At 63.2% G+C, this 12964-nt stretch carries 12 protein-coding genes; 1 reads left to right on the plus strand and 11 read right to left on the minus strand.

Annotated elements, in window-relative coordinates; translation table 11 throughout:
- Window positions 1–61: 61 nt before the first annotated feature.
- From AzCIB_RS11355 to AzCIB_RS11400, 10 genes are all read right to left on the minus strand, one after another.
- Complete coding sequence (locus tag AzCIB_RS11355; protein ID WP_050416001.1) at window positions 62–1006, minus strand: electron transfer flavoprotein subunit alpha/FixB family protein; 945 nt, start codon at window positions 1004–1006, stop codon at window positions 62–64.
- Between the two features lie 2 nt (window positions 1007–1008).
- Complete coding sequence (locus tag AzCIB_RS11360; RefSeq protein WP_050416002.1) at window positions 1009–1770, minus strand: electron transfer flavoprotein subunit beta/FixA family protein; 762 nt, start codon at window positions 1768–1770, stop codon at window positions 1009–1011.
- 27 nt (window positions 1771–1797) lie between these two features.
- The gene (locus AzCIB_RS11365; protein ID WP_050416003.1) at window positions 1798–2403 is read right to left on the minus strand and encodes a hemerythrin domain-containing protein; all 606 of its coding nucleotides are present in this window, start codon (window positions 2401–2403) and stop codon (window positions 1798–1800) included.
- A 65-nt stretch (window positions 2404–2468) separates the two neighbouring features.
- The gene (gene hemB / locus AzCIB_RS11370) at window positions 2469–3479 is read right to left on the minus strand and encodes a porphobilinogen synthase (protein ID WP_050416004.1); all 1011 of its coding nucleotides are present in this window, start codon (window positions 3477–3479) and stop codon (window positions 2469–2471) included.
- Window positions 3480–3493: 14 nt separating this feature from the next.
- The gene (locus AzCIB_RS11375) at window positions 3494–4258 is read right to left on the minus strand and encodes an SDR family oxidoreductase (RefSeq protein ID WP_050416005.1); all 765 of its coding nucleotides are present in this window, start codon (window positions 4256–4258) and stop codon (window positions 3494–3496) included.
- Window positions 4245–5246 (minus strand): NAD(P)H-quinone oxidoreductase, encoded by a 1002-nt coding sequence (locus AzCIB_RS11380; protein WP_050416006.1) that lies wholly within the window; start codon window positions 5244–5246, stop codon window positions 4245–4247. The genes AzCIB_RS11375 and AzCIB_RS11380 overlap by 14 nt, the downstream gene beginning before the upstream one ends.
- A 64-nt stretch (window positions 5247–5310) precedes the next feature.
- Window positions 5311–6015 (minus strand): ABC transporter ATP-binding protein, encoded by a 705-nt coding sequence (locus AzCIB_RS11385; protein ID WP_050416007.1) that lies wholly within the window; start codon window positions 6013–6015, stop codon window positions 5311–5313.
- Entirely contained in the window at window positions 5999–7876 is a 1878-nt protein-coding gene (locus AzCIB_RS11390) for a branched-chain amino acid ABC transporter ATP-binding protein/permease (protein ID WP_083446974.1), read from the minus strand. Before AzCIB_RS11390 ends, AzCIB_RS11385 begins: the two co-directional genes overlap by 17 nt.
- Before the next feature lie 14 nt (window positions 7877–7890).
- A complete protein-coding gene (locus AzCIB_RS11395; protein ID WP_050416008.1) occupies window positions 7891–8763 on the minus strand; it encodes a branched-chain amino acid ABC transporter permease in 873 nt (290 codons plus the stop codon).
- Between the two features lie 66 nt (window positions 8764–8829).
- Window positions 8830–10044, minus strand: a complete 1215-nt coding sequence (locus AzCIB_RS11400; RefSeq protein WP_050416009.1) for an ABC transporter substrate-binding protein — start codon at window positions 10042–10044, stop codon at window positions 8830–8832.
- A 254-nt stretch (window positions 10045–10298) separates the two neighbouring features.
- On the opposite strand from AzCIB_RS11400, the gene AzCIB_RS11405 reads away from it, so the two are divergent.
- Window positions 10299–11327 carry a LacI family DNA-binding transcriptional regulator gene (locus AzCIB_RS11405; protein ID WP_050416010.1) on the plus strand — a complete coding sequence of 343 codons (1029 nt, stop codon included), beginning with the start codon at window positions 10299–10301 and terminating at the stop codon, window positions 11325–11327.
- Between the two features lie 34 nt (window positions 11328–11361).
- On the opposite strand, the gene AzCIB_RS11410 is transcribed toward AzCIB_RS11405, so the two are convergent.
- Window positions 11362–12960 (minus strand): GMC family oxidoreductase, encoded by a 1599-nt coding sequence (locus AzCIB_RS11410; protein ID WP_050416011.1) that lies wholly within the window; start codon window positions 12958–12960, stop codon window positions 11362–11364.
- Between the last annotated feature and the right edge of the window lie 4 nt (window positions 12961–12964).

Consider the following 12964-nt stretch of genomic DNA (forward strand, 5'->3'; position numbering starts at 1 on the left):
AACGGAGAGCGACACATCGTCATCGGAGGGGAAATGTGGGCCGCAACGAGCCCGTTTGGATTCAGCGCAGGGCGCTCGCCAACTCCGGCACGACCTCGAACAGGTCGCCGATCAGGCCGTAATCCGCCACCTGGAAGATCGGTGCTTCCGGATCCTTGTTGATCGCGACGATCACCTTGGAATCCTTCATGCCCGCGAGGTGCTGGATCGCGCCCGAGATGCCGACCGCGATGTAGAGCTGCGGCGCGACGATCTTGCCGGTCTGCCCGACCTGGTAGTCGTTGGGCACGTAGCCCGCGTCGACCGCGGCGCGCGAAGCACCCAGCGCGGCGCCGAGGGCGTCGGCGAGCGGCTCGAGCAGCTTGTGGTAGTTCTCGCTGTTACCGAGGCCGCGACCACCCGAAACGATGATCTTCGCCGCACCGAGTTCGGGACGTGCGCTCTTGGTCAGTTCGCGGCCCTTGACGGTCGTCAGACCCAGATCGGCACCGGCAGCGACGGCTTCCACGGCAGCGGAGCCACCCTGGCCGGCGGCTTCGAAGGCGGTCGTACGCACGGTCATCACCTTCACGGCGTCGGCCGACTTCACGGTGGCCATCGCGTTGCCGGCATAGATCGGGCGCACGAAGGTGTCGGCCGACTCGATGCCGGTGACGTCGGAAATCTGCGCCACATCGAGCAACGCGGCGACGCGCGGGGCGACGTTCTTGCCGTTGGCGGTGCTGGGGGCGAGGATGTGGGTGTAGCCTGCAGCATTGGCGACAACCATCGCGGCGACGTTCTCGGCGGTCTGCGAGTCGTAGTGGGCGGCGTCCGCAACGCGCACCTTGGCGACGCCCGCGACCTTTGCCGCCTGCTCGGCCGCCGCGCCGCAGTTGGCGCCGGCGATCAGCACGTGGACCTCAGTTGCCAACTGAGTACCGAGCTTGGCCGCGGCCGAAACGGTGTTGAGGGTCGCGGCCTTCAGGCTCGCGTTGTCGTGTTCTGCAATAACCAGGATCGCCATGTTCAGATCACCTTCGCTTCGTTCTTGAGCTTGTCGACGAGTTGCGCGACGTCCGCAACGCGCACGCCGGCGCTGCGCTTGGGCGGCTCGGCCACTTTCAGCGTCGCCAGGCGCGGCGCGACATCGACACCGAGATCGGCCGGCTTGACGATGTCCAGCGGCTTCTTCTTCGCCTTCATGATGTTCGGCAGCGTCGCGTAACGCGGCTCATTGAGGCGCAGGTCGGTGGTGATGACCGCCGGCAGCTTGATCTCGAGGGTTTCGAGACCGCCGTCGATCTCGCGCGTCACGGTGGCAGCACCGTCGCCGAGCGCGACCTTCGACGCGAAGGTGGCCTGCGGCCAGCCCATCAGCGCGGCCAGCATCTGGCCGGTCTGGTTCGAGTCGTCGTCGATCGCCTGCTTGCCGCAGATCACGACCGTCGGCTGTTCCTTGTCGCACAGTGCCTTCAGCAGCTTCGCCACGGCGAGCGGCTGCAGCTCGGTGTCGCTCAGTTCACCACACTCGACGAGGATGCCGCGGTCGGCGCCGATCGCCATCGCGGCGCGGATCGTCTCCTGGCAGGCCGCGACACCGCAGCTCACCGCCACGACCTCGGTCGCGATGCCGGCTTCCTTCAGCCGCACGGCTTCCTCGACGGCGATCTCGTCGAAGGGGTTCATGGACATTTTCACGTTCGCGATATCGACGCCCGTGCCGTCCGCCTTCACTCGCACCTTGACGTTGTAATCGACTACGCGTTTGACGGGTACCAGGATCTTCACAAATAATCCTCCGGAAGTTCTCACAGTTCAGTTGGCAGTCCGAAAATCCTGGTTCGCAGTGGAGCCGCCAAGGCCGATCGGCGCAGGCGCAAGACTGACGATCTTTTCGAACAAGGCCGCATACTCGTCCTCGACCCCGCGCCAGGGGTTGTGGTTGGTCAGAAAGGCGGCATCGATGACTGCCCAGTCGTCCGCAAGCAACCGCTCCTGCGCCAGGGGAAGCAATTCGCGCTCTTCTTTCAGGATGTGTTGCCACTGAAAGTCGACATACTCATTCACCCTTTGGTGGAAGGCGTCGAGTCCTGCCTTTTCGGCATTGCGATAATGAATCAGCGCCCGCTCCAGCTCGGCGGTCAATTTCGGGCCACGCGCGTGCTGCTGCATCAATTCGTCAATAAGCGGCCCGGCATCCGGGGCGCGCAGACGCAGCCGGGCGAACAGGTATTCGTCTTCCTTGTGATGATGTACCTGCTCCGGAACCTCGGTGACATATTCGATCATCGCCGCAAGGAGTCCGAAGTCGGCCGTGTAGCGGCCTGCGGCGATACCGTCCACAAATTCACGCAGCGCCGTCAGAACGGCCTCGAAGGCCCGATGCTCGTTCAGAATCAGATCAATCGAAGTCTTTTTCATGGCATTCCTCGTTTGCAATCGCATCCGCAGCCGGGGCTGCGGACATCGGGGCTTTCAATGGGTCGTCAGTCCGCGAGCAGTTCGGCAGCATCGAGCGCGAAATAGGTCAGGATCCCGTTCGCCCCGGCGCGCTTGAAGGCCAGCAGGCTTTCGAGCATGACCGCCTGTTCGTCCAGCCATCCGTTACGGGCGGCGGCCTTGAGCATCGCGTACTCGCCGCTCACCTGATAGACATATAGGGGAACACGACACTCGTCCTTCACGCGCCGCACGATGTCCAGATAGGGCATTCCCGGCTTCACCATCACCATGTCCGCGCCTTCGGCGAGATCCAGCATGACCTCGCGCAACGCCTCGTCGCTATTTGCCGGATCGATCTGGTAGGTCGCCTTGTTGCCTTTGCCGAGGTTCGCAGCCGACCCCACCGCATCCCGGAACGGGCCATAGAAGGCCGAGGCGAACTTGGCCGAGTAGGCCATGATCCGGGTATGGATCTGGTTCGCGCCGTCAAGCTCGGCGCGGATTCTCGCCACCCTGCCGTCCATCATGTCCGACGGCGCGACGATGTCCGCACCGGCTAGCGCATGGCTCAGTGCCTGTTTCGCCAGCACCTCGAGCGTTTCGTCATTGAGGACATATTGTCTCGGGTCGGACGGCTCGATCAGCCCATCCTGGCCATGGCTGGTGTACGGATCGAGTGCGACGTCCGTGATCACACCGAGTTCGGGAAACGCCTGCTTGATTGCCCGCACCGCGCGCTGCACGAGGCCTTCCGGGTTGTAGGCTTCTTCGCCCCGGGGTGATTTCAGTGCAGGGTCGATCACCGGAAACAGCGCGAGCGCCGGCACACCCAGTGTCACGGCACGCTCGGCGGTTTTGAGCAAGCCATCAATGCTTTGCCGCTCGACCCCCGGCATCGACACGATCGGTTCGCGGCGCTGCTGCCCGTCGAGCACGAACACCGGGTAGATGAGGTCATCCGCACATAGTCTGGATTCGCGCATCATGCGCCGGGAAAAGGCGTCCCTACGCATGCGGCGCATCCGCACGCGGGGAAAACCGGTTTGATTGGCCATGAGTATCTCCTGCCTCAGGTCATCAGCCAGCCGCCAGCGACATCGATCACCTGGCCGGTGACGAAGCTCGCCTGGGGGGACGTAAGGTAGCAACACACGTCCGCAACTTCCGACGGTTCGCCGAGGCGACGCAGCGGAGTGATCTCGACGACACCGCGATTTGCGGCGTCCGACACGGTGCGCACCATCGGGGTCGCAATCCTGCCGGGCGCCAGCGCATTGACCGTGATGCCATGCGGTCCGAGTTCGCCGGCCAGATGCCGCGTAAAGCCGATCAGCGCGGCCTTGGTGGTGCTGTAGTGCGCGGCGACGATGTCGCCGAGGTACGCCTTGCCGGCGACCGAGGACATCGAGACGATGCGGCCATAACCGCGCTCGATCATTCCCGCCGTCAGCAGGCGGGAGAAATTGAAGGCGCCATGCAGGTTCACGCCCACGACCTGGCGCCATTCGGTGGGATCCATACGATGGATCGGCATCGGCTGACCATCGTGCTTGGGAGAGATGCCGGCGTTGTTGACGAGGATATCAACCGGCCCCAACGCTGCCTCGACCGATGCACAGGCGCGTTCGCACGCTGCAAAATCGGATACGTCGGCGGCCACAAAATGCACTTTGTGCCCACGATCCGCGAGCTCCGCAACGTAACGCTCACCGACTTCCGCATTGAAATCGACGATTGCCACGGCCGCGCCTTCATCAAGGTAGCGCTCGACAATGGCGGCGCCGATGCCCCCCCCTCCACCGGTTACCAGTACGGTCCTGTCAGCGTGTCTCATTGGGGTGTTCCTTTACTGAAAGCATGATTTTTCCGATATGCCGGCTGCTCTCCATCAGCGCATGCGCGGCTCCCGCATTCTCCAGCGGGAAAACGGAATGAATGACCGGCAGGCACCTGCCCTGCTCGATCAGCGGCCATACCGTGGCTTCAAGCCGGCGTGCGATATCCGCTTTCTGGTCGTCGCTGCGTGCCCGGAGCGTCGAACCGGTCAGCGTCAGGCGCCGCAACATGATGGGTGTCGCATCGAAATCGAAATGACTGCCCTCGAGGAACGCAATCTGGAGCAGGCACCCCTCCAGCGCGAGACAGCGGAGATTCCTTTCCACGTAGGGGGCGCCGACCATGTCGAGGACGACATCGACGCCGCGGCCGGAGGTTTCACGCGCGATGACCTCGGCGAAATCCTCGCTGCGGTAATTGATCGCCCGCGTCGCGCCTGCCGCGACGCAGGCCTGCAGTTTTTCCCCGCTCCCGGCGGTGGCATACACCGTTGCACCGAAGGCATTCCCCAGCTGGATCGCCGTCAGGCCGATGCCGCTCGATCCGCCATGGACCAGCAAGGACATGCCCGCAGCCAGACCGGCGCGGTCGAACACGTTCGCCCACACGGTGAAGTAGTTTTCGGGCAGCGCCGCGGCCTGCAACATCGTCACGCCCGCCGGAATCGGCAGGCAGTGGCGCGCATCGGTGACACAGAATTCGGCGTAGCCGCCGCCCGGCGTGAGCGCACATACGGCATCGCCCGGCTTCCACCGTGTGACGCCCTCGCCGACGGCGACGATGACTCCCGACACCTCGAGCCCAAGCCACGGTGACGCGCCGGTCGGCGGCGGATACGATCCGGATCGCTGCAACACGTCGGGGCGATTGACGCCGGCGTAATGCACCTCGATCAACACCTGGCCAGCAGCCGGTGACGGACACACATCATCGACGACGCGGAGCACGTCCGCAGCGCCGCCCGAACCATGATCGATTCGTTTCAAGGCAACATCTCCTGAATTGATTGGGCAAGCGACGCCGGCAGGAACGCCGGCGGCCCGGGATCGCTTACATGCCGAGGTAGGCTCGTCTGACGTGGTCGCTGTCGAGCAACTCCTGACCGGTGCCACTCAGCGAGATTTCTCCGTTCTCGAGAACGTAGCCGCGGTCGGCGAGCTTCAGCGTGTGGAACACGTTCTGTTCGACGATCAACACGGTGATGCCCTGCGCCGTGATCTTCTCGATGATCTCGAACATCATCTCGACCAGCAGCGGCGACAGGCCCAGCGACGGTTCGTCGAAGATCAACAGTTTTGGGGAAGCCATCATGCCGCGCGCGATGGCAACCATCTGCTGCTCGCCCCCCGACAAGGAGCCGGCGTGTTGCGCCAGGCGTTCGGCAACGCGCGGAAACATCTCGAGCACTTCATCGAACCGCTTTGCGACCGTCGAGCGGGCTGCCTTCTTGTAGGCGCCCATCAGCAGGTTGTCCTTGACCGTCAGGAACGGGAACAGTTGCCGGCCTTCGGGGATCATCGTCAGCCCCCGCTCGACGATCTCGTTGGCGGGGCGGTTCGCGATGTCGCCACCATCGAAGGTGATGCTGCCGCTTTGTGCCCGCACGACGCCGCACAGCGTCTTCAGCGTCGTGCTCTTGCCCGCACCATTCACGCCGACGATGGTGACGACCTCGCCTCGATTCACTTCGAACGAGATGCCGCGAAGCACTTCGCTCTTGCCGTAGCCGGCCCTCAGATCATGCACTTTGAGCACTTTGATACCCCTTGCCGTCTTGCACCCGGATGGCGTCGGTCTTCGTCGCCCGATGCTGCCGTTCGCTACCGCCCGTCCCGGGCTTTGCGCTTTCATAGCCCTTGCCGAGATACGCCTGGATGACTTCGGTATTGGTCACGACCTCTTGCGGACTGCCGCTCGTCAGCACCTGGCCGGTATGGATCACCAGGATGCGATCGGACAATGCCATCGTCGCCTGCATCAGGTGCTCGATGAGGAGCACCGACACCCCCGCGTCGCGAATCCTGCGCACCATCGCGATGGCCTTCTCGACGTCGGACGGATTAAGCCCGGCCATGACTTCGTCAAGGAGCAGCACCTTCGGCCGGGTCGCGAGCGCCCGTGCCACCTCGAGGCGCTTCAGGCCGCCGACGGTCATGCTCTTCGCTTCGGTACCGAGCAACGCGCTCAGGTCCGTCAGATCGGCCACCTCGCGAGCAACCTGCTCGGCCTCGGCACGGCTCTTTGTGTGCATGAAGGCGCCGAGCATGATGTTCTCCAGCACGCTGAGGCCGGAGAACGGCTGCGCGATCTGGAACGTGCGGCCCACTCCTGCTCGGGCAAACGCATTCGGTGAGGCCGGACTAATCCAACCGCCGCCATCGCCAGCAATCGTCACCGAACCGCTGTCGGGCCGGATGAAACCTGACAGCTGATTGAACACCGTCGTTTTGCCCGCACCGTTGGGCCCGATGACGCCGAGGATTTCGCCCGAATGCAGCGTCAGCGACACGTCGTCGGTCGCCTTCAGTCCGCCGAAATTCTTCTTGAGATGTTCGGCCTTCAGGATCGGCTCGCCCTGCGGCGGACGCGCAACGTGGTGCTGCAGCGACGTCACTTTAGGCTCGGTGATCGTCCCCAACTGAGGCAGGCGGTCGACGAGTTCCCGGACACGGTTGCCGAACTGGCCGACGATACCTCTCGGCATGGTCAGCACGACCACCACCAGGATGACGCCATAAATGAAGCCGTGCGTCCCGCTACCGAGGCTGCTCAACCAACCGCGCGCCAGTTCCGCGACCGGCAGCACCAGCACGGTCCCGGCCAGCGGGCCCGCCACGCTGCCAAGTCCGCCAATCAGCGCGAACATTGCAACCTGGATGGAGAGTTCCAGCGAAAAGGCGGCCGACGGTTCGATGAAGGTGAGATACATCGCGTGGAAACTGCCCACCATGCTGGTGAGGATTGCGGAGATCACGGCGGCGATGATCTTCACCCGTGTCGTATTGACGCCCACGGCTTGGGCTGCATCCTCGCGCTCGCGCACGGCAACGAGGTAGAAGCCGAGGCGCGACTGGCGCACATACCATGCAACCCACAATGTGGCGAGCAGGAAGCCGAACGCGATCAGCAGGTAGGGCAGCTTCTCGCGAAAGATCATCCACGGCAGGCCGATGTTCAGCGGCACGCTGAGTCCCGCCGAGCCGCCGGTCCAGTTGCCTTGGTGGACCACCAGCAGCTTGACCACCTCGAGCATCGCAATCGTCACCAGTGCGAAGAACGGTCCGCGCAGCCGGAGGGTCGGATAGCTGATGGCAACAGCAAGCACGGCCGACACGGCAGCGCCCATGAACATGCCGATCCACGGCGTCACGCCGAAATTGATGGTCATCAGCACGGCCGTGTAGCTGCCTACGCCGTAAAACACGGCATGGCCCAGCGACATCTGTCCGGCATAGCCGCCGACCAGGTTCCATGCCGTCGCCAGCGCGCCGTAGACGCAGATCAGGACGAACAGGTGATAGACGAACGGGGAGTTGAACGCGAGCGGCACGAGCACCAGCAACGACAACACCAGCAGGCTCACGTACGTTCGTGGGTGACGCAGATTCGGAATCATTGTGCGCACTCCTGTTATTCCGATCCGCGCCCCAGGCCAAGCAGGCCGGTCGGGCGAACCACGAGAATGAGGATGAAGATGACGAAATAGACGACCTCTTTCAGGTCGGGGGAGATGTAGTAACCCGCAAGGCTGTCGACCAGTCCGATCAGCAGCGCACCGATCAGCGCGCCGTAAAGGCTCCCCATGCCGCCGAGCACGACGACGACGAATGCCGTCAGCGTGAAATAGCTGCCAACGGTCGGGAACACCGGGTACTGCGTCGACAACAGGGCCGCGGCGAGCCCAACGCATGCGGCCCCGAGGCCGAATGCGTAGACGTACATCCGGTCGACATTCACGCCCATCAGGCTGGCTGCATAGCGGTGCTGCGACACGGCGCGGAAGGCCCGCCCGACGTAGGTGCGCTGCAGGAACACGTGCAGGCCGCCCACCAGTGCGATGGACATCAGGAAGGTCACCAGCTGGCCGCTGACGATACTCAGCTCTCCCAACTGAAAACTCTCCGCACCGAACCCCGGCGAGATCTGCCTGACGTCCGCACCGAAGATCAGCAGACCCAGATTAAGCAGGGCCGTCGAGACGCCAACGGTCGCAAAGATCTGAATGTGCGGATCCGCCTTGAGCAGCGGCTGAATGACGAAACGCTGAATCGCCGCGCCGGTCACGAACAGCATCAGGGCAACCGGAATTGCGGAAACATACGGATGCCACCCGAGTTGCTGCGAGGCCAGGAACACCGCGTACATCCCGATCATCAACAGCTCGCCGTGCGCAAAATTGACGACACGTACCACGCCGAAAATCAGGGTCAGGCCGATGCTGATGATCGCGTAGGCGCCACCGAGCAACAGGCCGTTTACGATCAATTGAAGGAAGATATCCATTTCGGCTCCTTGTCCCGACGTATCGACCGGAAGCCCGTCGATACGTCGAAACCTGGGTTTATCCGGTCAGCGTCCGACCACCGGCTCGCTGACAGCCACTTCCTTCGGGAATACCGTGACCAGCTTGCCGTTCTGCCACTGCATCAGGTTGGCCTTGGCCTGGCGATTCTGTCCGTCCTCGCCGAACTCGAACCCCCAGCCGCTTGCCGTTGAGCCAGCGGGTTTCTTGTAGGCCATGACGGCCCCGCGGATCTTGTCCTTGTCGGTCGAGCCTGCGGTAGCCAGCACATCCAGGAAGGCCTTCGCGCCAACGTAGTTCGTCAGGCTATGGCCCGAGCGCGGCGCGGCGCCGTAGCGCTTGGTGTACAAGGCGACGAAACTCTTCAGTCCGGGCGCCCCTTCCTCACGCGTTTCATACTGCGTGAAGTCGACGTTGAACGCACCGTTGAGGGTTTCGCCCAAGGCGGTCGCGGTATCCGCCATCGAGTAGCCGCCACCGGCGCCGATCATGGCCTTCGGCTTGAAGCCGGCCGCCTTGGCCTGATTGAAGAACAGGATCGTGTCGTTCTGGTAGGAGGTCTGCATGACAACGTCGGCCTTCGCCCCCTTCAAGCGCAGGATCAGGGAAGACAGATCGACGGTCTTCGCCGAATACGGCAGGATCTCGACGACGTTCAGCCCGTCGCGCGCCGCCTTCTCCTTCTGGAATCCGGAAATGGTCGTGCCGTAGAGGCTGTCCTCATGGATGATCGCGATCTTCAGCGATTTCGGATCGACCTTCAGGGCGGGCGCAATGACGTGCGTCACCGCATCCACCATCCCCTCCGCGAAGTTCTTCGCGGTCGGGTTGCTGCGGAACACGTACTTGTAACCGCGTCCGGTCACGGAGTCGGAGACCGCACCGAGTTCAAAGTAGGGCACGCCGGCGAGTTCGGTGACCTGTGTGGCGGCAAAAGCGAGCGCCGAAGAATAGCTGCCGAAGATCGCCGCGACGCCTTCGACCGAAGTCAGCCGGCGCGCCTCCCCGACCGCCTGGTTCGCATCCACGGCATCCGCCTTCACCAGCGCGATCTTCTGCCCGTTGATGCCGCCTGCGGCGTTACGCTCCTCGACCGCCAGTTCAAGACCGCGGTAGCTCTCATTGCCGAGGAGCGCCAGGCCGCCACTGAACGGGTATAACGCGCCGACCTTGAGATCGGCGGCAGCAACCGAACCGGCCGCAATCAGCGACATGCCGAACCCGGCACACAGCGACAGACACTTCCGTGCAAATGTTCTCATCAACGTCTCCTCCTTAAGATTTCCCGATGTTCGCGGCACTCAATAATTGAAGCGCTTTATAGTGTGAACTTGCATGTGCTTCAACGTATGAAGAGATTAGCACACCTTTTTTTGAAGCGCTTCATTTTTTTAATTTGATGCCTGGAACGAATTTTCCGGGATATCATCACAGCGTAGATGAAGGCATCTTCGCGGCAAAGTAACAGCCGTTACTTAGCCACGGTGGACCTCCACAAAACCAGCTGAACAAGGCAATGCCAAAACAGACCAGACCCGCCACCCTAGAAGATGTTGCACGTCTCGCAGGCGTATCGTTGGGCAGTGCGTCGCGCGCGCTGTCGATACCTGAAGCAGTGAAGGCGAAGACGCTGACCAAGGTCATGACCGCCGTGTCGCAGCTTGGCTACGTGCGGAATGGCGCCGCCAGGGCCCTCGCATCGCGCAAAACGCACACGATTGCTGCGATCTATCCGACGCTGAAGAATCCGATGTACGCCAACTCGGTCGACTCGCTGCAGCAGACCTTGTCCAGCGTGGGCTACCAACTGGTAATCGGCAGCCATGAATACAGCGTCGAGCGCGAGATCAATGTGGTGCGAGCCATTGTCGAGAACAGCATCGACGGCATCATCCTGGTCGGTGCGGACCACGATGAAGAAGTGTTCCGGCTGATCCGCCAACGCAATCTCCCCTACGTCCTGACGTGGTCGGTCGATGAGAGCGACTATCAGCACAAGGTCGGCTTCTCGAATCACGTTGCCGCGTACGAGATGGCGAAACGCGTCCTCGCGAAAGGCCACACGCGCATCGCGCTGTGTGGCGGGCCGACCATCCACAACGAGCGCGCCCGCGCTCGAATCGCGGGCGCACTCGCGGCGATCCGCGAAGCAGGACTGGAGGTGCCACCCCATTGGATCATCGAAGCCCCGTTCTCGCTCGAAGGCGGGAGTGAGGTAATTGCCAAGCTGTGGCAGATGGCTGACCGGCCAACGGCGCTGATGTGCGGCACCGACCTGCACGCCATTGGCGCACTTCACGAATGCAGGCTGCGGGGCATCGAGGTTCCGCAAACCCTGTCCGTGACCGGCTTCGACGACATCGAATTCGCCCGCATCGCGACGCCTCCCCTCACGACGGTGCGCGTCCCGATCACCGAGATCGGGGTGCACACTGCCTACAAGATCGTCGCGCTGATCGAGGATCGGCCGCTGGGTGACGAACCCCTGCTGTTAACGCAGATCGTCGAGCGCGAGAGCCTCGCCGCACCTCCCCCGCTACAGTAACGCGGCGAGGGTGCGGCCAGGTGCGGCGCGCGAGTCAGCCGCGGCCGGCATCCTCCAGAATCAGGTCCGCCGCCTTCTCCGCCACCATCATCACGGCCGCCTGGGTGTTCCCGGATACCATTTTGGGCATCACCGAGGCATCGACGACGCGTAGTCCGGCGAGCCCGCGCACACGGAGCCGCAGGTCGACCACTGCGTCGTCGTCCTCTCCCATGCGGCAGGTGCCGATCGGGTGATAGATCGTCTGGCCGTTCGCACGCGCAAACTCGAGCCAGTCGGCATCGGTGACGACGTCGCTGCCGGGACTCATCTCATGCTCGATGTACTTTCGCAGCGCCGGCTGACCGACGATCCGTCGTGCGATCTGCATGCCGCGCACCATGCACTGCTGGTCGAGCTCGGACGCGAGGAAGTTCGGGCGGATCACCGGGCCAGCGTGAGGGTCGGCCGAGCGGGCGTGAATGCTGCCGACGGACTCAGGGCGCAATTGGGTCACGCCGATCGTCATGCCGGGCGCCCGGTCGAGGATCCGTTCCGCCGCGTTGGCGTAACTCGCATGCACGAAGAAGTACTGCACGTCGGGCGTCGGCAGCTCGGGCCGAGTCCGCACGAAACCGTGCACGAGGCCGGTCCCCAGCGTCAGGATGCCCGTACGGCGTGTGAAATACTCGGCCACCGCCAGCGCAAGGCGCCATCCGCGCGCCATCTCGTTCAGCGTCACGGTATTCCTGACGCGCCAGTTCATTCGCGTCGCGAAATGGTCGATGTAGTTCTCGCCAACGCCAGCGAGCGGGTGCAGCACCGGAATCCCCAGTGATTGCAGCAACGCAGGCCTGCCGATACCGGAGAGTTCGAGAATTTGCGGCGTCTGCACCGCACCGGCAGCCATGATCACCTCGACCTTCGCCTGCGCCGTGACTTCCCGCTCACCCACACGATAGGTCACACCGACACAACGCCGACCGTCAAGATTCAAGCGAAGCACATGGGCATTGGTCACGATGCACAGATTGCCACGCCGGCGTGCCGGCTTCAGGTAGCCATCGACGACACTCCAGCGACGGCCACGGTGCTGGGCGACCTGATAGTAGCCAAAACCGTCCTGCCGGCCGGCGTTGTAATCCTCATTCAGGGCATGCCCGTCTTCACGCGCAGCCTGCAGGAAGGCATCGGCGATCGGAAAGCGCTCATCCACGCGTGACAGATTCATCGGGCCGTCATGGCCTCGCCGCTCGTCGCCGTCCTGGTAGCTTTCGAGCTTCCTGAAATACGGCTCGACGTCACGCGCTCCCCACCCACGGGCCCCGGCTTGCTCCCATGCATCATAGTCCTCGGGCTGACCACGGGCGTAGATCATCCCGTTGATCAGGGTCGATCCGCCGAGGCCCTTGCCACGTGGCACGGCGATCTTGCGGCGCAGCGTGTTGTCCTCGGGTTCGGTCTCGAAACACCAGTTGAATTTGCGATTGGTCAGCAGCTTGCTGAAGCCGGCCGGGATGGGAATCCACATGCTGCGTGCCTCGCCACCGGCTTCGAGCATCAAGACGCGGAAGCGCCCCGATGCGGTCAAACGGTTGGCCAGAATGCAGCCGGCAGTCCCGCCGCCGACGATGATGTAGTCAAATTGGTCCATGGCA

This window comes from Azoarcus sp. CIB (assembly GCF_001190925.1).
In the GTDB taxonomy this organism is placed as follows: Bacteria; Pseudomonadota; Gammaproteobacteria; order Burkholderiales; family Rhodocyclaceae; genus Aromatoleum.